The following is a 23572-nucleotide window of genomic DNA, read 5'->3' as shown; positions in this document are numbered from 1 at the left end:
TGTCATGCGTGTTAAACATGCAGTAGTGCTGCTCATGCTTTTTTCGCCCTTAACCTGGGCTGGAAATATGACGTTCCAGTTCCGTAATCCTAACTTTGGTGGAAACCCCAATAACGGTTCCTTTTTATTGAATAGCGCCCAGGCGCAAAATTCATATAAAGACCCCGCTTATGATAACGATTTTGGTATCGAAACCCCCTCAGCGTTGGATAACTTTACGCAGGCTATTCAATCGCAAATTCTGGGCGGCTTGTTGACCAATATTAATACCGGGAAACCAGGACGTATGGTGACCAACGATTTTATTATCGATATCGCTAATCGCGACGGACAGCTCCAGCTCAACGTCACGGACAGAAAAACGGGAAGAACCTCGACCATCGAAGTGTCAGGTTTACAAACTCAGTCAACCGATTTTTAAGCTACAGTCACTAAAGGATATAAATCATGCCGCGCTTACTTATTTTGGTTGCCGTTTTATTGTTGAGCGGATGCTTAACTGCCCCGCCGAAACAAGCTGCGAAACCGACATTAATGCCCCGCGCACAAAGTTACAAAGATTTGACGCACTTACCTGCTCCCACCGGTAAGATCTTTGTTTCGGTATATAACATTCAGGATGAAACGGGCCAATTTAAACCTTACCCGGCAAGTAACTTTTCTACGGCTGTGCCGCAGAGCGCCACCGCTATGTTGGTCACTGCGCTGAAAGATTCGCGCTGGTTTATCCCGCTGGAACGACAAGGCTTACAGAATCTTTTGAATGAACGGAAAATTATTCGCGCAGCCCAGGAAAACGGCACCGTGGCGATGAATAACCGTATCCCGCTTCAGTCGCTGACGGCGGCAAATATTATGGTGGAAGGTTCTATTATTGGTTATGAAAGTAACGTCAAATCCGGCGGGGTCGGCGCAAGATATTTCGGTATTGGCGCCGATACGCAGTATCAGCTGGATCAGATTGCTGTCAACCTGCGCGTGGTTAACGTCAGTACGGGCGAGATCCTTTCTTCGGTGAACACCAGTAAAACGATCCTTTCCTATGAAGTACAGGCAGGCGTGTTCCGTTTTATTGATTACCAGCGCTTACTGGAAGGCGAAATCGGCTATACCTCGAACGAACCGGTGATGCTGTGTCTGATGTCAGCCATTGAAACCGGCGTTATCTTCCTCATTAATGATGGTATCGATCGCGGACTGTGGGATTTGCAGAATAAAGCGGACAGGCAAAATGATATTCTGGTGAAATACCGTGAGCTGTCAGTACCGCCAGAATCCTGATGAATACGACAAAGCGTGGGGAAGAACCCCACGCTTTTTTATTTTGTGACCGCCGTATTCGCTGAATGTTGCTCGCGGCGTGATGCCAGCCATAGCCCACTATTTTTCATGGCATAGCCAAAGATTAGCCCCAGCGCCAGCGACGGTAATACCAACCGCCAGTCACCCTGCCCTGCAAATGTCGCGCAGGCGCCGATAAATGTTCCCGGAACAAAAGAAAGCAATAGCTGCTTTGCCTGGATACACATCAGGAATGCCACGATCCCCGTCAACACGTAACTGACAATTTCCAGATGCGGCGCCAACGCGCTACCGTGAATAATGACCAGCGCCCACACCATACCGCTTAACAGCGTACAGGCGGAAATTAACAATCCCTTAAAGCCGCCCTGCGGACAGGCGAAATAAGCCGTACAACCTAAAAAACCGGCCCAGCTTAGTAACCCCAGGGAGACGGCCACCCATCCCCATATTCCAGAAAGGATGCCCGTCGTGATAGCAATAGAAAGAAGTATGTTCATGGCGCGCATCATAACAGAAAAGCGGCGCATTAATGAGATCACGCACACATTTTATGCAATGATGTAAAACCAGTTGCAGTTAAGGGTGATTTACATCACATTATTCTTCATCTTCTTCCTGAAGTTCATCCCACATGGCCCCTATCGCATCACGCGTTAGCGGCGCCAGAGTGCGCCAGAATGGCGTAACGGCATGGGCTTCAACTTTACCGAGGAAGGTATTGCACCAGGGAAGCAGATAATCGGCAAATAAGGTTTCCAGCGCTTCACTTTCATCTTCGGCAGACTGATCTTCCAGCCAGGAGGCCGCGAGCAATAAAGTGCCAATGTGATCGGCAGGCGTATCGGCCAGCGGCATCCCTCGCGACGTTAAAAAAGCGCGCACCTCAGACTCTTCCGCGCCTTCGACCCACGCACTGCGGTATGGCGCTACCGCGCACTCTTCCCCAACAAATAACGCATTGTAATCAGTGGAAATCTGCGTGATATCGCAGCTTTTCTGTAAACGCGCCAGCATGTCATCCTGCTCCAGCGGCCAGTTTGCCGCCAGTTTACCTTCACGGATTAACGTAAACAGCGGAACCAGTAAAGGATCTTGCGGTTGGCGGTAAAACAACGATCCCAGCACACGGCACAGGATTGAAAACTCATTCATTGATATCTTCCCATAAATAACGATTAAAGTTCGGCAAATTCCGGTACAGGCGCCATACCGCGTGATTCGAGAAAGGCCAGTAAGCGCTGCGGCGAGACGTTCAGGATTCGATCTTCCGGAAAATTCACCGCATCCAGAATTTTCCGGCATTCGGTGAAATCGCCAAGCGTAAAGGCCGTATGGGAATCAGAGCCTAACGCTACCCAGCCTCCCGCATCGCGTACGGCGGCAGCGACCGCGCGGCAATTATCTTCGCTTCCTTTACGCGAATGCAGAAAAGAAGAGTTGTTGATTTCCAGCGCTACATGGTGTTTCGCCGCCGCCTGCGCGATGGCTTTAACCTCCACTGGATACTTTGGATTTCCGGGGTGACTAATTATATGCACCTTGCCGCTGGCGATGGTCGCGATCATCGCCTGGGTATTGGTTTCTTTATTATGTGGCGCAAAAACGGGCTCATGGAAGCCTGCGATAATCAGATCCAGCGAGTCGAACATCTTTCCGGAACAATCAATTTCACCGTTAATGTTCTTGATATTCGCCTCAATGCCACGCAGTATCCCCACGCCGTCAACCAGACGCGGCCAGATGCGCATGTTAATAAAATGCCAGTGATGCGGCGCATCTTCCATGTCCGGACCATGATCGGTAATCGCAAAAAGTTTAATGCCTTTGCGTTTGGCTTCCGCGATATAATCGCTCAGAGTACTGTAGGCATGAGTGCTGGCGACGGTATGCATATGCAGGTCAACGGGATACATTGCTCTCTCCTGTAGTCATTTCCGACAAGGATAGCAGGTATCGCCAGCGTTTTTTAGCGAAACCCGGCCCGCGCCGGGTTGATATCAATATCCTCTCGCCCGATCCACCTGCCCCGTCACCGGCTCTCCCTTCTCCAGCTGGGTAATGGTGCGGCTAATATAATCGATGGCTTCCGCCGGACGGGTGACTGCCGCAATGTGCGGCGTCATGGCGACTCGCGGATGGCGCCATAATGGACTTTCCTGCGGTAACGGTTCCTGGCTAAAGACATCCAACATCGCGCCTTTTAGCTTACCGCTATCAAGTGCAGCCAGCAGATCCGCCTCCTGAACATGCACGCCGCGCGCGAGGTTCAGCACGTAAGCGCCATCCGGCAATTGATCCAACAATTCGCTATTAATAATTCCTACCGTTTGGGCCGTATTCGGCAGCAGATTAATCAGCACCCGCGTCTGGTTCAGGAAAGCGCGCAGCTCTTCACGCCCCACATAACTTTCCACGCCAGGCCAGGATTTGCGGCTACGACTCCAGCAACGTAACGGGAACCCCCACGCCTGTAGACTTTCTGCCACTTTTGCGCCCAGCACCCCTGCGCCCATGATACCGACGCTAAATTCTTCGCGGGTATATTCCGGCAACGGTTTCCATAGCGCCTGATTTTTCAGCGCCTGATAATCATCGAAACGACGGAACCAGTGTAAGACCTGGCTGACGGCATACTCCTGCATTTGCAGGCCCATTCCGGTATCTTCCAGACGGAACAGAGGAATGGAGGCGTCCAGCATTTCCGGATGCGCATTTAATTTACTCAGAATTGCATCCACCCCCGCGCCCAGCGCAAAGACGGCTTTTAAGCGTCTTCCGGCCAGCATTTCAACCGGGGGCTGCCATACAAGCGCATAGTCTGCGGGGTTGTTATCACCGACCTTCCATTCACGAACGCGCGCATGTGGGAGAGCCTTCTCCAGCGCATTTACCCACCAGGCGGCGTTAAATGTCGGGTGATAAAAAATTATCTCCATGTTATCTCCTGAGCAGTATTGTGCGGAATGTGATTGCGCCTGTTATCAGCGTTTTCAACGGGATGTGCAGCATAGCAAATTTCCCGGCGCGGGCAAAAAAAGCAGTTTTCGCTTATTAAAACCACAGATTGGTGGAAGTTTGTATAAACGCGCTTTTTTTTAAAAAAGTTGATTGACGTAGAAAAGATATTTCCCTACATTAGCGCCCGTTCCAGTAATGTTGGAGCGACAATTTGGTGAGGTGTCCGAGTGGCTGAAGGAGCACGCCTGGAAAGTGTGTATACGGCAACGTATCGGGGGTTCGAATCCCCCTCTCACCGCCATATTTAAGAAAGAGCTCGTACGAATGTACGGGCTTTTTTTGTCTATGGAAAACCCCCAGCTAGGCTGGGGGTTCCGGAAAGCTTTCAGCTTTAAGCCAGTTATTAAAACCCCTTTTGATTTGTTAAAACATCTTGCGGTCTGGCAACTGCAAAAGTTCAACAAGAAATCAAAAGGGGGTCCCAATGGGGGACGAAAAGAGCTTAGCGCACACCCGATGGAACTGTAAATATCACATAGTTTTCGCGCCCAAATACCGAAGACAAGCGTTCTATGGAGAGAAGCGTAGGGCAGTAGGCAGCATATTAAGAAAATTGTGTGAATGGAAAAACGTACGAATCCTGGAAGCGGAATGTTGTGCAGATCATATTCACATGCTTCTGGAGATCCCGCCGAAGATGAGTGTGTCGAGCTTCATGGGATATCTGAAGGGTAAAAGTAGTCTGATGCTTTACGAGCAGTTTGGGGATCTAAAATTCAAATACAGGAACAGGGAGTTCTGGTGCAGAGGGTACTATGTCGATACGGTGGGTAAGAACACGGCGAAGATACGGGAATACATAAAGCACCAGCTTGAAGAGGATAAAATGGGTGAGCAATTATCGATCCCTTATCCGGGCAGCCCGTTTACGGGCCGTAAGTAACGAAGTTTGATGCAAATGTCAGATCGTATGCGCCTGTTAGGGCGCGGCTGGTAAGAGAGCCTTACAGGCGCATCTGAAAAACCTCCGGCTATGCCGGAGGATATTTATTCGCATTAAGCCCCCGTCCATTGCCGGATGGCGGCACAGTTCACGGGCGCCTTATCCAGTCTACATAAGCACAGCGCCACCGGGTAATAACACCACCATCCGGCTTCCCATTTTAGCCAAGAATTTCAGTGAGTTTTACTTTGCGCCCCTCGTTTGAGGAAAGCGTCGCAGCATCAGCGGTAGCAATGGCATTTGTCGCCGCTTCTCCCGTTAGCAATTTAGCAAACTCCTCGCCTGGCTCCAGACCGTTTATCACATCATGCAAGTACTGCATCTCCAGTTTCATAATTGATGAGAGCCACATCGGCGTACGTTTACCGGGTTTACCATAAGCGATTGCGCCATCCATCTCGCTGGATATGTTACCGTTGCGACGATCATCATCCTCCGCCTGGCTTTCATGCACAAGGAAGTGTGTTTTTTTGCCCGCTTTTATTAGATAACCAGCCGTGTTTTGCATATCAATGAGAATTGCACCTGTCGTGCCCTCAATTAATACATAGTGCTCAGGGTAGTGGAACGATGATCCCCACTGAAGTGTCGCGAAACGACCGCTTTCAAACTCAAGGGTGATCAGGACAACATCATCTTCATCACCAAATTTTTCACCTTTGTGCGCAACATTCCCCGCCGCCATTGAAACCAGGGATGGGGTTTCATCCATGATGAACAGTGTACAATCTAGCTCGTGAATGTGATGGTACAGATGCCCACCTGACTTTGCGCGAATCTTCTTCCATGAGATCTCATCCTGCACGTCTTCAAAACCATTACGTTTAGTGTGAACTTGTGTAACTTCACCGATTTCACCGGCTTTGATGAGCGCTTTAGCGTGGCGAACCCCGTGAAAAAAGTTCATAACGTGACCCGCCATAAAGGTAACACCAGCTTCTTTGCAGGCATCAACCATATCCTTACAATCCTGGTAATTTAAGGCGATAGGTTTTTCACAAAACACGTGTTTACCCGCTTTAGCCGCCGCAATGACCGGCGCTTTATGTAAGTAATTTGGTGAAGCAATAATTACGCAATCCACATCAGGATGGGTACAAAGCGCCTCCATCGTTGCAGTGGCGACACAGTTCAACTCTTTCGCTATCGGAGCCGCATTTACCGGATCGTAAATCGCAGTGATTTTCGCCCCTTCAACCTTAGACATAAATCGCGCCAGTTCAGCGCCAAAATAACCTGTACCTACAACACCGTATTTCGTCATCATTTATCCTCTATTAAAATTCTTTTGTTGATTGAAAACTTTCACGACGTGCTTTTAGTCTATCCGGAATGGATAGGCCAATAATGAGTAGAATTGTTGCGGTCCAGAAAGCAACAATGAACGTTAGCGCAGCGCCTAGCCCCATTGTTATTCCAAGCCAGGTCGCCGCCATTGAATTGAATGTGCCTGATGTCGCAGCAAGATTATAAATCAGCCCGGTACCCAAACCACGAACCTCAAGAGGAAAGTAGTCGTAGAGAAATTTGGGAACCAACCCGCCAACACCTACGTTAGTCGCCATTAAACCGAATAAACATGCGCCCAGCAGTAAATAATTATCTTGCGGAATTCTGAATAACGGGAAAATGAATAAAAAGGACATGAGAAGACCAATGCTGAACGTTTTCTTCAAACCAATTCTATCTGCGCACAGACCCCAAACGATATTTCCCAATACAGTGCCGAATGCCGCCGCCGTCATTAAATTAGAGACCACACCCGTATCAAAGCCCTCTCCCGCCAAATATGTAGGCAGTAGACCAAAGATCGGCCAGTTTGCGCCGAAAATAGAGAACAGAACAATAAATACACATAATGTCAGTGGAAATTGAGCTCGATTAAATAGCCCTTTCATTGACAAAGAGAAAACTGACCAGGCACTTTGTGAATGCTTTCCGGGACCACTGAGTTTAGCTTCTTCCCACTCTTTAGATTCAGGAGCCCTGGCCCGGATGTAGATTACTAAAAGAACGGGTAGCAAACCGACAAAAAAAGCAGCACGCCAACCATACGCTTCGGCAAATGACGGCATAAAATAGGCTGCTATGATGTTACCAATACCGAAACCTGAAACCAGAAATGCGCTCGCTTTAGATTTTAAATGCTTTGGCCAACTTTCCACGGCATAAGTAGAAGCGCAAGCATACTCCCCCGCCATCCCCATACCGACAATGAAGCGACTAAGCGTCAGCATAATTACACCGGAAGCCAGGCCACTTAACCCTGTACCTACAGAATAGGCAACTATCGACCACATCATCAACGGCTTACGGCCAAATTTGTCTGCCAGCAGACCAAATAGCGCCCCGCCAAATGGTCGCCCAATAAAGGCCGCTGTGGCAAGGAATGCGCCCTCCATATCTGTCAATCCTAAGTCAGCCTTGATCAGATACATAATGTAGAAAATCAGCATAAAGTCGAAGCCGTCAAAAACGTAACCCAGCCATGCTGAAAATAAAACATTTTTTTGTGGACGTGTTATCTCGCTATACCACGGGAAGAATTTTGCTATCACAATAAAACCCTTATTTGCTGTTACCGTCTGAAATGCTTACGGAATTAATTTTTAAGTCATATCAATTGCCGAATAAGACACAATCAACCGGCACTTTCCGACAACCGCCTGAGATCGTAGCTATGTAAGACGTATATTCATTGTTTATCATCCTTATTCGTAGCTACGTTAAGGACGTGAATACTCAAGACAAAGTCTAACGTTCTGTAACGTAGCTACGGGCTATAAGATTATCGATATGAATACTAAGCAAAGATTAGTACAGTAACTCTTTAACCTTTCTCAAAAGTGGTATTGTAATCCAACGCGATAACGGGTCTGTCTCTCATCGGTATTATTTCTCACCGCTACATTTCCGACCTCAACGTATGGTGTAAATGACTTATTCAGTTTCCAGGCTAAAGCCACATTATGTTCATAGTTTGTTTTTTTGTTATCAAATTTAATTTGATCGCTATCCATCCAAGTAAAGTTATATTCTAATTTCAACTCATCAAAAACATAACCTATATAAGTATCAAATCTATTCGTTTTCTCATCATCACTATAGTTAGCTGTCTTCCTTGCATAGTCATAACGGTAACGACCAGCCATATAAACACCAGAATCAAAATTATATTGCCCCCTTAAATAAGGCTTATAAATTGAAGTGTCTGGACCGCTTTCAAATATAAATCCAGGCTGCAAAACAAAATTGTCCGTAACTTTATAATTATAACTTACGCCCAGTTCTATAGCGTTTGCGACGAGATCGCTTAAATGCTTATCCTGCTCACCATCTACTACTCCCGATTTAACGCTGGCATCGACATAAAAACCAATGCCGTTAGGAAGCTTTTCAATTATAGCAATACGGTCTTTATTAATTCTGGTTCTATCAGCATATTCATGCCGATAATCAAGGGTTGCCGCTTGTAGATATGATGAAAATGCTATAAACGAAACCATACCCAGAAGATATTTGTTGATTTTCATAAAATACTCCGCTCATCAATTAACTTTATTTTTGTATTTAAAAAATTATTTTATTAATAAATTACCATCACGCATGGTAAAGGAGGTTACAGACGAAACAGGTTTCCCTTTAGCATTTTCACCACCAATAAGGAAAACTTCATCACCATAACTTACTGATACACCATAGCCGAGAGGTTGTTTCATTTTACCCATATATTGCCAATGGCCATTAACCAAACCATAGACTTCATCTCGCCATTTTTTATTTATTCCTTCGTGGGAATAAAACTTTCCATTGGTATAATTTTGTTTTGCTCCCGGAAAATTCGCGCCACCACCGACAAGCAGGACACCGTGACTATAGCCCGAAAATGCTCCGGCCAACCCTTCTTGCTGTTGTTCTCCAGGCGATGGCGGTAACTGGCTGTTCTTCAACCATGTTAGCTTGTCGTTATCCCACATGGCGCGGTAAATCACATCGGTACGTAAACCCGGTTTGAGCTCACCATTAATCAGCATCAGGAAATTATTTTCCATTACCGATGACGATCCTGCCGTCCCCGCGTCTGGCAGCTCACCGGCATTCTTCCATGTGTTCTCTTTAGCATTGTAGATAAATACGATTTTATTAAAAAAATAATCTTTGGCAGGTTTATTAAAATAATTATAGATGACTTTATTTTTTTCACTTTCATCCGCAGCCGCTATATCAATAAAATACTTATCAAAGATATGCTCATTAACCCCTCCGGTAATAAGTACCATCGTTTCATTTAATTTTACTCCCGTATGCCCTGTTAATCCAACTGGAGATATAGTGTCAACTTTTTGCCATGTATTTTTCACCGGTGAGTATTTGTACACATCGCTATAAACCTGCAACGGTGATTCACTGTTTTTTTTCCCTACGCCACCAAAAACATAAAGCTCATCATTTAAAAATACCGACACGGATTGCTCACGAGCTCCACCAGGAAACGACTTTATACGCTCCCAGTCTTTATGTTGCTTTTTAAGATCAATTTTATACCAGGATGTCCCTGCGGTACCTAAGCCGACATAAATCACGCCATTATTATCAATAGCGCCAGTACCATTTTTCAGTGGTTCTGGTATATCAGGAAGCGTCGTTGCATATCCTGATGTGGTGATAGCGACTGATAAACATAGCGCCATTAGCGTCATCATTTTCTTAAAATTTTTCATCTGCATCCCCATGCGAAGAAATACAATTGGAGTAAAGCTTCATCATTAGTGATCTTATGGTGCACAATTTCAACAATGATAATGACAAAATGTGACCAAGCGCTAAAAATAATTACATGGGGTTATCATGTGCGAGGTAAAAGCACACCATGGTGATGTTAGAAGTGATTATGGGTGACCTGTTATGGTCAAACTCATTAGTGATAGCATTCGAATAAATACAACAAGAATTATGTGATGCATTTCATACTGGCTATCCCGTGGCGTATAAGCTCCTTCTGAGCATTTTATCTTTATGCCGGAAGCAGTTAATAAAATACAGCATGCTGCCGTCAGAGTGAATTGTATTTGTCTTGTAGCTTCAGGTTATAGCCTCAAATCCGCTGGCGCAGTAATTGAATAACAAACATACCTTATGACTGTGTTCACATTTTTCTATCTTTTTGCTTGATGCAGCAACACTCCACAACATAACATAAAACGGAGCAAAACTTCAAAATATATAAGGCGGAACTGGATGTCACTATTAGCCAGGCTGGAACAAAGTGTACACGAAAACGGTGGGCTGATTGTCTCATGCCAACCGGTACCAGGCAGCCCTATGGATAAACCTGAAATTGTGGCTGCAATGGCACAGGCAGCGGCTTCGGCGGGTGCGGTCACTGTGCGCATTGAAGGCATTGAGAATCTGCGGGCTGTTCGTCCCCATCTTTCTGTTCCTATTATTGGGATAATTAAACGTGACCTTACAGGGTCGCCAGTCCGTATCACTCCCTATTTACAGGATGTTGACGCCCTGGCGCAGGCAGGTGCCGATATTATCGCTTTTGATGCCTCATTCCGCTCTCGCCCGGTTGATATTGATAGTTTACTGACACGTATTCGCCTGCATGGATTACTGGCGATGGCAGACTGTTCAACCGTGAATGAAGGCATAAGTTGCCATCAGAAAGGAATCGAATTCATTGGTACAACACTGTCTGGCTATACCGGCCCCATCACGCCGGTTGAGCCAGATTTGGCAATGGTGACACAACTGAGCCATGCAGGTTGTCGTGTTATTGCCGAGGGGCGCTATAACACGCCTGCACTGGCGGCCAATGCTATTGAGCATGGTGCCTGGGCAGTTACCGTTGGTTCCGCTATCACCCGTATCGAGCATATCTGTCAGTGGTTCAGTCACGCAGTAAAACGCTGAACAGGAAAAGAAAATGAACACGCTTACTATTGATATTTATGTCTCAGATAATAATCCGACGTTAATAATGCTATCGGCAAATACGATCCCCAGGCCTGAAGCCTGTTTGAACGCAATATCGGATATCTGCTATTTCAGGTATCCGGCAGGACATACGTCTGGGCATCACCATTGGTGGAGCATAAATGCTCTGCCTTTTACATCTCATGATTACCGTCATTGAGATTAACAAAAACTATTACTTGATCTGAATATCGTATCGTCTGAATGATGGGAAGATAAAAATACACAGACGATGACCGCAACTCTACTCAAAACCATAAGCAGGAAAGAACTATGATTACACATTCTTTCGGCATCGTTAATTATCTTGTATTATTTGGCTACCTCCTGGCCATGATGTTAGTCGGTGTCTATTTTTCAAGACGGCAAAAAACAGCAGACGATTATTTTCGCGGTGGTGGCCGGGTTCCTGGTTGGGCGGCTGGGGTCAGTGTATTTGCTACTACGTTAAGCTCAATTACATTTATGTCAATTCCTGCCAAAGCGTTTACTTCCGACTGGACGTTTATCATTGGTCAGTATCTGGCTATCGCAATTTTACCGCTGGTTTTTTATTTCTATATTCCGTTTTTTCGGAAATTGAAAGTCACATCAGCCTATGAATATCTCGAAGCACGGTTCGATGTGCGCTGCCGTCTATTCGCCAGCATGTCATTTATGTTGTTTCATATCGGACGTATCGCCATTATCACTTTCCTCACCGTGCTGGCCTTGCGCCCCTTCATCGCTATAGACCCGGTGATTTTGGTACTGTTGATTAGCGTGATGTGTATCATTTATACTTGGATGGGTGGAATTGAAGGAGTAATATGGACTGATGTTATTCAAGGCCTCTTACTTTCTGGCAGCGCGATACTGATTTTTATAGTGATATGTCTCAAAGTCCAGGGCGGCATTGGTGAAATTTTTACGGTGACGCAGCAGGCGGATAAATTCTTTCCGGCTACGCAGTTCCACTGGAGCTGGACGGAAAGCACAGTACCTGTATTGATGATTGGTTTTCTGTTTGCCAATATTCAGCAATTTACTGCCAGTCAGGATGTGGTCCAACGCTATATCGTGACTGACTCCATAGAGGAAACGAAGAAAACATTACTTACAAATGCCAAACTGGTTGCTGTGATCCTTGTTTTCTTTTTTGCTATCGGCTCGGCATTGTTTGTCTACTATCAGCAACATCCACAATTATTACCGGCGGGATTCAACACTGGCGGCATTTTGCCCTTATTCGTGGTCACCGAAATGCCAGTCGGCATTGCAGGGTTGATAATCGCCGCTATTTTCGCTGCCGCGCAGTCCAGCATCTCCAGCAGCTTAAACAGCATTTCCAGTTGTTTTAATTCCGATATCTATCAGCGTTTGAGTCATAAAAAAAGAACGCCAGAAAACCGTATGAAAATAGCTAAGTTAGTTATTCTGGTCGCGGGCCTGATAAGTAGCGCGGCCTCGGTATGGCTGGTCATGGCCGATGAATCAGAAATCTGGGATGCATTTAATAGTCTGATAGGTCTGATGGGAGGGCCAATGACCGGTCTGTTCATGCTGGGCATTTTCTTTAAACGAGCAAATGCCGGGAGTGCGGTTTTAGGAATTATTATCAGCGTCATTACCGTGCTGGGCGCACGCTATGCCACTGACCTTAACTTCTTCTTTTATGGGGTCATTGGCTCGCTAAGCGTGGTGATCAGCGGCGTTATTTTCGCCCCGTTATTTGCCCCGGCACCGCCATTGACGCTGGATGAAAAACCTGAACCAAAGGTGACATTATGATTTCATGATACCACGCTATACCGACACAGCACACGGTGACGCCAACGCCCGGGGCGACAATACCGGGCCAGATATAAACCATCCGACAGATGGCGCGCTATAAACACCGTAAGAGCAAACAGATTACTCTCCAGTGATGTTCTGTCATAAGTTGGCAACGCGATGTAAATATTCCTCCTCCTTTACTTACATCGCGCTTTTTTTCATGCCGCAGACTTGATAGGCTCTGCTCTGTTCGATATTGCAGGCTTTGTGCCGCAATCAGCCCTCAAGAGCAGGAACTATATGGAGCCTCAACCCCCACGTCTTAAACCCGGAAAAATCCTTGACACTCTGGGTGCTATGCAAAAAAGCCTGACACGTGCCTCCCAGCGTATTGCGCAATATATTTTAGCCTTCCCCAGACAGGTGACACAGTCATCTATTGCCGATTTGTCGCGCGACACACAGGCCGGAGAAGCCACGGTTATTCGCTTTTGTCGCACCCTGGGCTATAAAGGTTTTCAGGATTTTAAAATGGACCTGGCCATTGAACTTGCCACTACCGAGTCTGATGACAGTAGTCCTCTACTGGATGCCGAAGTTAGCGAATCCGACGATGCCCACGCCATTGGTTTAAAATTGCAGAACACCATTAGTAATGTATTATCTGAAACGCTAAATCTGCTTGATATGCAACAGGTTCTCGGTGTCGTGGACGCCCTACGTCACTGTCACTCAGTTTATATCTTTGGTGTGGGCTCATCGGGGATCACGGCGCTGGATATGAAACACAAGCTAATGCGTATTGGTTTACGGGGCGATGCGGTAAGCAATAACCATTTTATGTACATGCAGGCTACGCTATTAAAAGCAGGCGATGTCGCGATGGGTGTCAGTCACTCGGGCACATCGCCAGAAACAGTGCATTCACTCCGATTGGCCCGACAGGCTGGCGCCACCACAGTCGCCATTACCCATAATCTGGGTTCTCCATTATGTGAAGAGGCCGATTTTTGCCTGATCAATGGTAATCGGCAAGGAATGTTGCAAGGTGACTCGATCGGTACGAAAGCCGCGCAGCTTTTCGTCTTTGACCTGCTCTATACCCTTCTTGTACAGTCCTCGCCGGAACAGGCCCGAGAAAGCAAATTACGGACAATGAATGCCCTGGACATGACAAAATAATTCCCTTCACGTACAGGCGTCATTTTCCTTTTTTGTTCATGAGTCTGCTGGACGCTTTATAGACAACAAAGCCCGGTCTCCCGGGCTCTGAAAGTCAATGCTATATTAGCTGTATGCGTGAAGCGTTCGCTGACAAAGCGCCGAGCGCACGCAGTCGTCTTTGTTGAAATGCACAATCCCTACCATTTCATCTTCTTCAAAGCGTTCCAACGCATCGCTCAATCCGGAACGCACGCCGCGCGGCAGGTCGCATTGCGTAATATCGCCATTGACAATGACCGTGACATTTTCGCCTAATCGCGTCAAAAACATTTTCATTTGCGCCGCAGTCACATTTTGCGCCTCGTCGAGGATCACGACCGCATTTTCAAAAGTACGCCCACGCATATAGGCGAACGGGGCAATTTCTACCTTACCGATTTCCGGGCGCAAACAATATTGCATAAAGGACGCGCCCAACAGTTTAAACAGGACATCGTAGACGGGACGAAAATAAGGCGCGAATTTTTCAGCGATATCACCGGGCAAAAAACCAAGATCTTCATCAGCCTGCAATACCGGACGCGTCACAATGATCCTCTCGACGTCCTTATGAATCAATGCTTCTGCCGCCTTTGCCGCACTGATCCATGTTTTTCCGCAGCCGGCTTCGCCGGTCGCAAAAATAAGCTGTTTACTGTCGATAGCGTTAAGATAATGCGCCTGTGCTTCATTTCGCGCCTTAACAGGAGAGGTATCGCGACTATCGAGCGCCATGCCAATGGCTTCTACTCCGCCCATCTGTACCAGTGACGTGACCGATTCTTCTTCACGTTGCTTATGACTACGCGAATCTCGTCTCAACACACGCTTTGCTTCACGACGAGCTTTGATCACTGCTTTTTGTCTTCCCATGGATAGCACCTTGAGTTGTAGGTATACATCACCCGCGTTCTCTTGAACGCGATTATGCGCACACACATCTGAGGGTTGGCTTCCTTGTAAGCCTTAGCTTGCTTTTTGAAACGACGCCACACACGGCTACGCGCACCACATATGACGTCATGGGTATGGACAGTAAGGGAAATGATGAGAGCTTTTAAGGTGACAAGACCACCACCGGAGAGAGAATGTCCGTACAGGGTGTTGTAACTACTGTAAACAATGTGTCCTGGTGCGGACATTACCATTCGCGATCTCCATAGTGAGTGACCATCACTGCCGGGGAACTACCGCTATTACTACTAAGTACAACACAAAACATCAATAATGCAACAATATATTCACCAAACATTAACCAAACATTATTGCGTCATTGTCAGTCTCTTACAGAAAGATTACACAATTATTTCATTGGCAGGAGACTAAAAAAGATAATCATTAGCTACTATGGGTATTAATGGTGAAACCACCAATAACCCATTGAATATTCAACATATAAAAGGTTAAAACGGAGTAATTAACGTGTCCTCTCTCCCATCGCTAAAACGGCATTATTTATGCAAAATTTTGTGCGGCATACTTACGCCGGTAACGCTGACTCGTTTTAATTTTTGTCATTACTCTATTGCGTCAAGGCTATTGGTACCATTAACAGGCGATTTCATATATGGCCAGTTAGTGATTACTCGAGACGTATTACGGCCGCGTTAACGGCGCTCAAGGGCTAAAAATAGTTTGAGAGAGCGTCCTCATTTACCTGAACATCTTCAGTCAATCGGTCCGGGACTTATCAGAGGACCAGGCAGGCGTATAACGCCGCCTGGTAAAATATGTCCGATGGCGATAATGCTATCGGACATGTCGGTTATTCCGCCTGTAGCTTCGACGGCGGCGCGGAATGATAATGCGCGTCCGCTTTTGCAAAGCGTTCCTGCATCGCTGCTGTCGGCGCTTTGCCAAGCAGGCTAAAGATTACGATCCCCAGGCTGCCGAAAATGAAGCCAGGGATAATCTCATACAGATCCAGCCAGCCATATTGTTTCCAGACGATAACCGTCACCGCGCCAATAATCATTCCCGCCAGCGCGCCGTTACGTGTCATACGCGACCACATCACAGAAAACAGGACAACAGGTCCAAATGCCGCGCCGAATCCAGCCCAGGCGTAGCTCACCAGCCCCAGCACACGGTTATCGGGATTCGCCGCCAGCGCAATGGCGATCAGCGCTACCACCAGCACCATCACTCGCCCTACCCATACCAGCTCTTGCTGGCTGGCGCTTTTACGCAGAAAAGCCTTATATAAATCTTCTGTAATCGCGCTGGAGCATACCAGCAACTGACAGCTCAACGTCGACATCACCGCCGCCAGGATAGCAGACAGCAAAATACCGGCAATCCACGGGTTAAACAGGATCTGCGCCAGTTCAATAAATACGCGTTCTGAGTTTTGGTTCACCGCCCCGGCCAGCGCGGGGTTGTTGTTAAAGTACGCAATGCCAAAGAAGCCCACCGCCACCGCGCCCGCCAGACACAGAATCATCCAGGTCATACTGATACGACGCGCATGAACAATGCTGTGATGGGAGTCCGCCGCCATAAAGCGCGCCAGGATATGCGGCTGACCGAAGTAACCCAGTCCCCAGCCCATCAGAGAAATAATAGCGACAAAATTCAGCCCCTTGAGCATGTCGACATTCTCGATGCTCTTTTGCTTGATCACCTCCAGCGACTCGCTAAAACCGCCTACGCCGACAATAACCATCACCGGCGTCAGGATTAACGCAAAAATCATCAGGCTGGCCTGAACGGTATCCGTCCAGCTAACGGCAAGAAACCCGCCGATAAAAGTATAAATAATGGTTGCCGCGGCCCCCGCCCACAGTGCGGTTTCATAGCTCATACCGAAGGTGCTTTCGAACAGTCGTGCCCCAGCGACAATACCTGACGCGCAATAGATAGTGAAAAACAGCAGAATGACTAGCGCGGAAATAATACGCAGAACTCGACTCTTATCCTCAAACCGACCGGTAAAATAGTCCGGCAGCGTGAGCGCGTTATTGTTAAATTCGGTATGCACGCGCAGGCGCCCGGCCACCAGCTTCCAGTTAATCCATGCGCCTAACGTCAGGCCAATGGCGATCCAGCTTTCAGAGATCCCCGACAGAAAGATAGAGCCAGGCAACCCCATTAACAGCCAGCCGCTCATATCCGACGCGCCGGCTGATAAAGCCGTAACAAACGGCCCCAGACTGCGACCGCCAAGAATATAGTCATCAAAGTTTTTGGTTGAGCGCCAGACGATAAACCCAATCAATATCATGCCAAAAATATAGACACAGAATGTCACCAACATCGGTGTGCTAATAGCCATCAAGGTTCTCCAAATTTATTTATTGGCACTACCGTAGCGTGCCGTTTTGTACCCTGCCGGAACGTGGCAAGGGTGTTATGTTTACCAGGGCGACCGTATCCTGCCGGAAGCGGTGGTTATTCACAATCGATTTAACACACCATTTACATCAAATTTGATTGCAGAGGGATACTATTTTTCTCCAGGTTGCACTCTCTCACATTTTTTGCGGTTGCACCTTTTAAAAGTGTTAACTACCGCAGAGAAAATAAATCCAGATGGTTTTCCCCGTCAGACTCTCTCTTTCTTTTTTTAACAATTTATTCATTTTTAAGCTTGCAACGCAGGTCACATTTAACGCGGTTGCACAAAGTTGCAACATAGTGGATATTTTCCGCTAACTATTGGTTAGCAGATAGAGCGAATAACAGGAGTAGAGGGTATGGGAACCACCACGATGGGGGTTAAGCTGGACGACGCCACGCGCGAACGGATCAAAATGGCCGCGTCGCGTATCGATCGCACGCCGCACTGGTTAATAAAACAGGCAATCTTTAGCTATCTGGACAAGCTGGAAAATAGCGATACGCTACCGGAGCTACCTGCGCTGTTTGCCGGCGCGGCAAATGAAAGCGAGGAGCCGGTCGCGCCGCAGGATGAGCCGCATCAGCCCTTTCTGGAGTTTGCCGAACAGATTCTTCCCCAATCCGTCTCTCGCGCCGCCATCACCGCCGCCTGGCGCCGCCCGGAAACCGATGCGGTGTCAATGCTAATGGAACAGGCGCGCCTGTCGCCGCCTGTCGCTGAGCAGGCGCATAAACTTGCGCATCAACTGGCGGAGAAATTGCGCAATCAAAAATCCGCCAGCGGTCGCGCGGGTATGGTGCAAGGCCTGTTGCAGGAGTTTTCCCTCTCTTCGCAAGAAGGCGTTGCGCTGATGTGTCTGGCGGAAGCGCTGCTGCGTATTCCCGACAAAGCTACGCGCGATGCGTTAATTCGCGACAAAATCAGTAATGGCAACTGGCAGTCGCATATTGGCCGTAGCCCGTCGCTGTTTGTAAACGCCGCCACCTGGGGGCTGCTCTTTACCGGCCGACTGGTCTCAACGCATAACGAAGCCAATCTATCGCGCTCGCTGAACCGCATTATCGGCAAGAGCGGCGAACCGTTAATCCGCAAAGGCGTCGACATGGCGATGCGTTTAATGGGCGAGCAGTTCGTGACTGGTGAAACCATTGCTCAGGCGCTGGCGAATGCCCGAAAACTGGAAGAGAAAGGGTTCCGCTATTCTTACGATATGCTGGGCGAAGCCGCATTAACCGCCGCCGATGCGCAGGCCTATATGGTCTCTTACCAGCAAGCGATTCATGCCATCGGCAAAGCGTCTAACGGTCGCGGTATTTACGAAGGGCCAGGCATCTCGATTAAACTGTCCGCCCTGCATCCACGCTATAGTCGCGCGCAATACGATCGGGTAATGGAGGAGCTTTATCCGCGCCTGAAATCCCTAACGCTGCTGGCGCGCCAGTACGACATTGGTCTCAATATCGACGCCGAAGAGGCGGATCGTCTGGAGATCTCGCTCGATCTGCTGGAAAAACTCTGCTTCGAACCCGAACTGGCGGGCTGGAACGGCATTGGCTTTGTGATCCAGGCTTACCAGAAACGCTGCCCGCTGGTCATTGATTATTTAGTCGATCTGGCCTCCCGTAGCCGCCGTCGGCTGATGATTCGTCTGGTGAAAGGCGCCTACTGGGATAGCGAAATCAAACGCGCGCAAATGGAAGGGCTGGAGGGCTATCCGGTTTATACCCGCAAAGTGTATACCGATGTCTCTTATCTGGCCTGCGCGAAAAAACTGCTCGCCGTTCCTAATCTGATCTACCCGCAGTTCGCGACCCATAACGCTCACACACTGGCGGCGATTTATCATCTGGCCGGGCAAAATTACTATCCGGGTCAGTACGAATTCCAGTGCCTGCACGGCATGGGCGAACCGCTGTATGAACAGGTCACCGGTAAAGTAGCGGACGGAAAACTTAACCGTCCCTGCCGTATTTACGCGCCGGTGGGAACACACGAAACCCTGCTGGCCTATCTGGTACGACGCCTGCTGGAAAACGGCGCCAACACCTCTTTTGTCAACCGCATCGCCGATGCCACCCTACCGCTCGATGAACTGGTGGCCGACCCGGTCGAGGCCGTGGAAAAACTGGCGCAGCAGGAAGGTCAGGCTGGCATACCGCATCCGAAAATGCCGCTGCCGCGCGATCTGTACGGCGAAGGTCGGATAAACTCCGCCGGACTTGATTTAGCGAATGAACATCGCCTCGCCTCGCTTTCTTCTGCCCTGTTAAGCAACGCCATGCAGAAATGGCAGGCCAAACCTGTGCTGGAACAACCGGTGGCCGACGGTGAGATGACGCCGGTTATCAACCCAGCGGAACCGAAAGATATTGTCGGCTGGGGACGCGAAGCGACAGAAAGCGAAGTTGAACAGGCATTGCAAAACGCGGTCAATCAGGCACCGGTTTGGTTTGCGACGCCGCCGCAAGAACGCGCCGCCATTTTGCAGCGGGCGGCGGTATTAATGGAAGACCAAATGCAGCAGTTGATTGGCCTGTTGGTACGTGAAGCGGGGAAAACGTTCAGCAACGCCATTGCCGAAGTGCGCGAAGCGGTAGACTTCCTCTATTATTATGCCGGCCAAGTGCGTGACGATTTCGATAACGAAACGCATCGCCCGTTAGGGCCGGTAGTCTGCATCAGTCCGTGGAACTTCCCGCTGGCCATTTTCACCGGCCAAATCGCCGCCGCGCTGGCGGCAGGTAACAGCGTTCTGGCGAAACCGGCAGAGCAGACATCGCTGATTGCCGCCCAGGGCATTGCCATTTTGCTGGAAGCGGGCGTACCGCCGGGCGTCGTGCAACTGTTGCCGGGACGGGGAGAAACCGTCGGCGCCCAGCTTACCGCCGATGCGCGTGTACGCGGCGTGATGTTTACCGGTTCCACGGAGGTCGCGACGTTGTTGCAGCGCAACATTGCCACACGTCTTGACGCCCAGGGCCGCCCTATTCCGTTGATTGCGGAAACCGGCGGTATGAACGCTATGATTGTCGACTCTTCCGCGCTCACCGAGCAGGTAGTCGTGGATGTGCTGGCTTCCGCTTTCGACAGCGCCGGACAACGCTGTTCCGCGCTCCGCGTGCTGTGTTTGCAGGACGATATCGCCGAACATACGCTGAAAATGTTACGCGGCGCGATGGCGGAGTGTCGGATGGGGAATCCAGGCCGTCTGACGACCGATATCGGGCCGGTGATCGATAGCGAGGCCAAAGCCAACATTGAACGTCATATCCAGACAATGCGCGCCAAAGGCCGCCCGGTTTTCCAGGCCGCGCGTGAAAACAGCGATGATGCGCAGGAATGGCAAACCGGTACGTTTGTAATGCCCACGCTTATTGAGCTGGAAAACTTCGCAGAACTGGAAAAAGAGGTCTTCGGGCCTGTGCTGCACGTCGTGCGTTATAACCGTAACCAACTGGCGGAGCTTATCGAACAGATTAACGCTTCCGGCTACGGGCTAACGCTGGGCGTACATACCCGTATTGATGAAACCATTGCGCAAGTCACCGGTTCCGCCCACGTCGGCAACCTGTACGTTAACCGTAATATGGTGGGCGCGGTCGTCGGCGTCCAGCCGTTTGGCGGCGAAGGACTGTCCGGTACCGGGCCAAAAGCGGGAGGGCCGCTCTATCTCTACCGCCTGCTGGCACACCGCCCGCCCAATGCGCTCAATACGACGCTGACTCGTCAGGATGCGCGTTACCCGGTAGATGCGCAGCTTAAAACCACGCTACTCGCGCCGTTGACCGCCCTGACGCAATGGGCGGCGGATCGCCCGGCGCTACAGACGCTCTGCCGACAATTCGCCGATCTGGCGCAGGCCGGCACGCAGCGCCTGCTACCGGGACCGACCGGCGAGCGCAATACCTGGACGCTGTTGCCGCGTGAACGGGTATTATGCCTGGCTGATGACGAACAGGACGCGTTGACGCAGCTTGCCGCCGTTCTCGCCGTCGGCAGTCAGGCGCTATGGTCAGACGACGCCTTCCACCGCGATCTGGCGAAACGTCTCCCCGCCGCCGTTGCGGCGCGTGTCCAGTTTGCGAAAGCGGAAACGCTGATGGCGCAGCCGTTTGACGCAGTGATTTTCCACGGCGACTCCGACAAGCTGCGAACCGTTTGCGAAGCCGTCGCCGCCCGCGAAGGCGCGATAGTGTCGGTACAGGGGTTCGCCCGCGGCGAAAGCAATATACTGCTGGAACGGCTCTATATTGAACGTTCGCTGAGCGTAAACACTGCCGCTGCTGGCGGTAATGCCAGCCTGATGACAATTGGCTAATACTGTGGTTAATTAAGGCTCCGTCAATGGAGCCTTTTTACTCGCGTCAGAGGACCGTATGAAACGAATTTTCCTTACCTGCGCGGCGTTGTTGTTCAGCAGTCAGGTGTTGGCCGATGAGTGTGCCAGCGCCAGTACGCAGCTGGAAATGAATCGCTGCGCCGCCGCGCAATACCAGGCGGCAGATAAAAAGCTGAACGAAACCTATCAAAGCGCGATTAAGCGTGCGCAACCGCCGCAGCGCGAGCTGTTGCAAAAAGCGCAGGTGGCATGGATTGCACTGCGGGACGCCGATTGCGCTCTGATTCGCTCAGGTACGGAGGGCGGCAGCGTGCAACCTATGATCGCCAGCCAGTGCCTGACCGATAAAACGAACGAACGCGAAGCGTTTTTAGCCTCGCTGCTGCAATGTGAAGAGGGTGATTTGAGCTGCCCACTGCCGCCAGCCGGTTAACGCACGCGAATCCCTTCAATAATAATGCGCTGGACGCTTTCGACCGTTTGGTTAAAAAAGGCTTCATCGCGAAGCGTCGCGCCGGTTACCGCCTCAACCTGAGGGGCAAAATCGGCGTAATGTTGCGTGGCGGCCCAAATCATGAAGATCAAATGGTGCGGGGAGACGGGCGCCAGTTTCCCGCTGTGCACCCATCCGGCAATCAGCGCGGATTTTTCATCTATCAACGCTTTTAGATCGCCGGTCAGTTCCTCCATTAAGAGCGGCGCGCCCGCCAGCATCTCCATGCAGAAGAGCCGCGACGCCTGCGGATAATCACGCGAAACCTCCAGCTTGAGACGGATATACTCTTTGATGGCCTCCAGAGGGGAAAATTCTGCGCGAAACGCCTTGAGCGGCGCCAGCCAGACATCCAGGATCTGTCGCATTACCGCGACATACAGCGCCTCTTTCGAGGGATAATAAAGCAGATTGGTTTTGGAGACGCCTGCCCGCTCGGCGACCTGCTCAAGACGCGCGCCATGAATGCCATACTGGGAAAAAACAGCAAGCGCGGCGGTTAAGATAAGCTGCCGTTTTGCACCGGTGGCCTGCGAGCGTTTCCCGATTTTTTTCTCTGTGCGTTGCGACATGCGCCCTCTCCTTTTCGTCAGAACGCAAGCATACCAAATCCGGCTTATAAACAAAAAAACCGCCGGAAATCCGGCGGCGGTGGCGCATGACGCTTTTTAGCGCGAAACGCTCAGCGTCTTGCTGTTGTGACGCAGGCTAGCTATTACGGTTACTGCTTTTGCCCCCTTTTTTGCCTGCTTCGGATGCACGCTGCGGGTCATTCTTAAAATTGCCCCCGCTGTGCTGACCACCTTTACGACCTGCTTCTGATGCTCTTTCGCGGTCTTCCGCAAAATTACCGGAACCGCCACGATGGTTTGCCATTACTGACCTCCGTCATAGATTAGACATCATATTGCATAGGTAATGAGGAGTATCTCCTCGCGCAGCGTATGAACGATATCATCAGTAACGCCGCGTAACATTAAGCATAGTGAAAAACGTCGTGGTAGGCCGCTTACCGAAATATTCTGCAACATTGGAAGCCGAATACGCAGAATAATAACCATAAGAAATAAATAAGTTATTCTTATATTTGGGAAAATCAAAGCGCTTAAAAATGTATCATTTTGCAACAAAGATCGCCAAATTAATTATTGTTATAAATCAAAGAAATGGCGCTGAAATTTGCACTCTTCACAG

The 23572-nt window shown here is 49.3% G+C and carries 20 protein-coding genes and 1 tRNA gene; 9 read left to right on the top strand and 12 right to left on the bottom strand.

Annotated elements, in window-relative coordinates; translation table 11 throughout:
• Positions 1–4 precede the first annotated feature (4 nt).
• Together csgF and csgG are read left to right on the top strand one after the other, a co-directional pair.
• A complete protein-coding gene (gene csgF, locus ACFK9X_RS09945; protein ID WP_001264073.1) occupies positions 5–421 on the top strand; it encodes a curli production assembly/transport protein CsgF in 417 nt (138 codons plus the stop codon).
• A gap of 26 nt (positions 422–447) precedes the next feature.
• Positions 448–1281 (top strand): curli production assembly/transport protein CsgG, encoded by an 834-nt coding sequence (gene csgG, locus ACFK9X_RS09940; RefSeq protein WP_001137620.1) that lies wholly within the window; start codon positions 448–450, stop codon positions 1279–1281.
• A gap of 38 nt (positions 1282–1319) precedes the next feature.
• Here the strand turns inward: csgG and ACFK9X_RS09935 are convergent, their stop codons facing one another.
• The 4 genes from ACFK9X_RS09935 to ghrA all read right to left on the bottom strand — a co-directional run bounded on the left by ACFK9X_RS09935 (position 1320) and on the right by ghrA (position 4241).
• Positions 1320–1802, bottom strand: coding sequence for a DUF1097 domain-containing protein (locus ACFK9X_RS09935; RefSeq protein ID WP_001546652.1), 483 nt, complete (start codon positions 1800–1802; stop codon positions 1320–1322).
• A gap of 100 nt (positions 1803–1902) precedes the next feature.
• Positions 1903–2457 carry a molecular chaperone gene (locus ACFK9X_RS09930; RefSeq protein ID WP_001001883.1) on the bottom strand — a complete coding sequence of 185 codons (555 nt, stop codon included), beginning with the start codon at positions 2455–2457 and terminating at the stop codon, positions 1903–1905.
• Between the two features lie 23 nt (positions 2458–2480).
• Positions 2481–3218, bottom strand: a complete 738-nt coding sequence (locus tag ACFK9X_RS09925) for a phosphatase (protein WP_064013155.1) — start codon at positions 3216–3218, stop codon at positions 2481–2483.
• A gap of 84 nt (positions 3219–3302) precedes the next feature.
• On the bottom strand, positions 3303–4241 hold the full coding sequence (gene ghrA / locus ACFK9X_RS09920; protein ID WP_000402552.1) for a glyoxylate/hydroxypyruvate reductase GhrA: 939 nt from the start codon (positions 4239–4241) through the stop codon (positions 3303–3305).
• Between the two features lie 235 nt (positions 4242–4476).
• On the opposite strand from ghrA, the gene ACFK9X_RS09915 reads away from it, so the two are divergent.
• Positions 4477–4564, top strand: a tRNA-Ser gene (locus ACFK9X_RS09915).
• Between the two features lie 183 nt (positions 4565–4747).
• On the top strand, positions 4748–5206 hold the full coding sequence (tnpA, locus tag ACFK9X_RS09910; RefSeq protein ID WP_000502121.1) for an IS200/IS605-like element IS200F family transposase: 459 nt from the start codon (positions 4748–4750) through the stop codon (positions 5204–5206).
• A 220-nt stretch (positions 5207–5426) separates the two neighbouring features.
• Here tnpA and ACFK9X_RS09905 read toward each other — a convergent pair whose 3' ends face one another.
• The 4 genes from ACFK9X_RS09905 to ACFK9X_RS09890 all read right to left on the bottom strand — a co-directional run bounded on the left by ACFK9X_RS09905 (position 5427) and on the right by ACFK9X_RS09890 (position 9999).
• On the bottom strand, positions 5427–6533 hold the full coding sequence (locus tag ACFK9X_RS09905) for a Gfo/Idh/MocA family protein (RefSeq protein ID WP_000988589.1): 1107 nt from the start codon (positions 6531–6533) through the stop codon (positions 5427–5429).
• Between the two features lie 10 nt (positions 6534–6543).
• On the bottom strand, positions 6544–7824 hold the full coding sequence (locus ACFK9X_RS09900) for an MFS transporter (RefSeq protein WP_151116305.1): 1281 nt from the start codon (positions 7822–7824) through the stop codon (positions 6544–6546).
• Positions 7825–8106: 282 nt separating this feature from the next.
• Complete coding sequence (locus ACFK9X_RS09895) at positions 8107–8799, bottom strand: oligogalacturonate-specific porin KdgM family protein (RefSeq protein WP_151116304.1); 693 nt, start codon at positions 8797–8799, stop codon at positions 8107–8109.
• Positions 8800–8844: 45 nt separating this feature from the next.
• Positions 8845–9999: an N-acetylneuraminate epimerase gene (locus ACFK9X_RS09890; RefSeq protein ID WP_000525759.1), complete on the bottom strand. Its 1155-nt coding sequence runs from the start codon at positions 9997–9999 to the stop codon at positions 8845–8847.
• 505 nt (positions 10000–10504) lie between these two features.
• On the opposite strand from ACFK9X_RS09890, the gene ACFK9X_RS09885 reads away from it, so the two are divergent.
• The 3 genes from ACFK9X_RS09885 to ACFK9X_RS09875 all read left to right on the top strand — a co-directional run bounded on the left by ACFK9X_RS09885 (position 10505) and on the right by ACFK9X_RS09875 (position 14185).
• Positions 10505–11185: an N-acetylmannosamine-6-phosphate 2-epimerase gene (locus tag ACFK9X_RS09885; protein ID WP_151116303.1), complete on the top strand. Its 681-nt coding sequence runs from the start codon at positions 10505–10507 to the stop codon at positions 11183–11185.
• Positions 11186–11521: 336 nt separating this feature from the next.
• Complete coding sequence (locus tag ACFK9X_RS09880; protein ID WP_151116302.1) at positions 11522–13018, top strand: sodium:solute symporter; 1497 nt, start codon at positions 11522–11524, stop codon at positions 13016–13018.
• A 285-nt stretch (positions 13019–13303) separates the two neighbouring features.
• Positions 13304–14185 (top strand): MurR/RpiR family transcriptional regulator, encoded by an 882-nt coding sequence (locus ACFK9X_RS09875; protein WP_000433673.1) that lies wholly within the window; start codon positions 13304–13306, stop codon positions 14183–14185.
• A gap of 105 nt (positions 14186–14290) precedes the next feature.
• Here the strand turns inward: ACFK9X_RS09875 and phoH are convergent, their stop codons facing one another.
• Together phoH and putP are read right to left on the bottom strand one after the other, a co-directional pair.
• Positions 14291–15079, bottom strand: coding sequence for a phosphate starvation-inducible protein PhoH (phoH, locus tag ACFK9X_RS09870; protein ID WP_191964520.1), 789 nt, complete (start codon positions 15077–15079; stop codon positions 14291–14293).
• An 892-nt stretch (positions 15080–15971) separates the two neighbouring features.
• Positions 15972–17480, bottom strand: coding sequence for a sodium/proline symporter PutP (putP, locus tag ACFK9X_RS09865; protein WP_151116299.1), 1509 nt, complete (start codon positions 17478–17480; stop codon positions 15972–15974).
• 421 nt (positions 17481–17901) lie between these two features.
• On the opposite strand from putP, the gene putA reads away from it, so the two are divergent.
• Positions 17902–21864, top strand: a complete 3963-nt coding sequence (gene putA / locus ACFK9X_RS09860; protein ID WP_151116297.1) for a trifunctional transcriptional regulator/proline dehydrogenase/L-glutamate gamma-semialdehyde dehydrogenase — start codon at positions 17902–17904, stop codon at positions 21862–21864.
• Positions 21865–21922: 58 nt separating this feature from the next.
• Positions 21923–22318 (top strand): lysozyme inhibitor LprI family protein, encoded by a 396-nt coding sequence (locus ACFK9X_RS09855; protein WP_023253944.1) that lies wholly within the window; start codon positions 21923–21925, stop codon positions 22316–22318.
• Here the strand turns inward: ACFK9X_RS09855 and rutR are convergent.
• Together rutR and ACFK9X_RS09845 are read right to left on the bottom strand one after the other, a co-directional pair.
• Complete coding sequence (rutR, locus tag ACFK9X_RS09850; protein ID WP_151116295.1) at positions 22315–22950, bottom strand: HTH-type transcriptional regulator RutR; 636 nt, start codon at positions 22948–22950, stop codon at positions 22315–22317. The genes ACFK9X_RS09855 and rutR overlap by 4 nt on opposite strands.
• 136 nt (positions 22951–23086) lie before the next feature.
• Positions 23087–23254 carry a general stress protein gene (locus ACFK9X_RS09845; RefSeq protein ID WP_001273663.1) on the bottom strand — a complete coding sequence of 56 codons (168 nt, stop codon included), beginning with the start codon at positions 23252–23254 and terminating at the stop codon, positions 23087–23089.
• Between the last annotated feature and the right edge of the window lie 318 nt (positions 23255–23572).

The organism is Salmonella sp. WC3 (assembly GCF_042932255.1).
GTDB lineage: Bacteria > Pseudomonadota > Gammaproteobacteria > Enterobacterales > Enterobacteriaceae > Salmonella > Salmonella enterica.
Note: the sequence above shows the minus strand (reverse complement) of the source record. Positions and strands in the feature narration are given on the sequence as shown.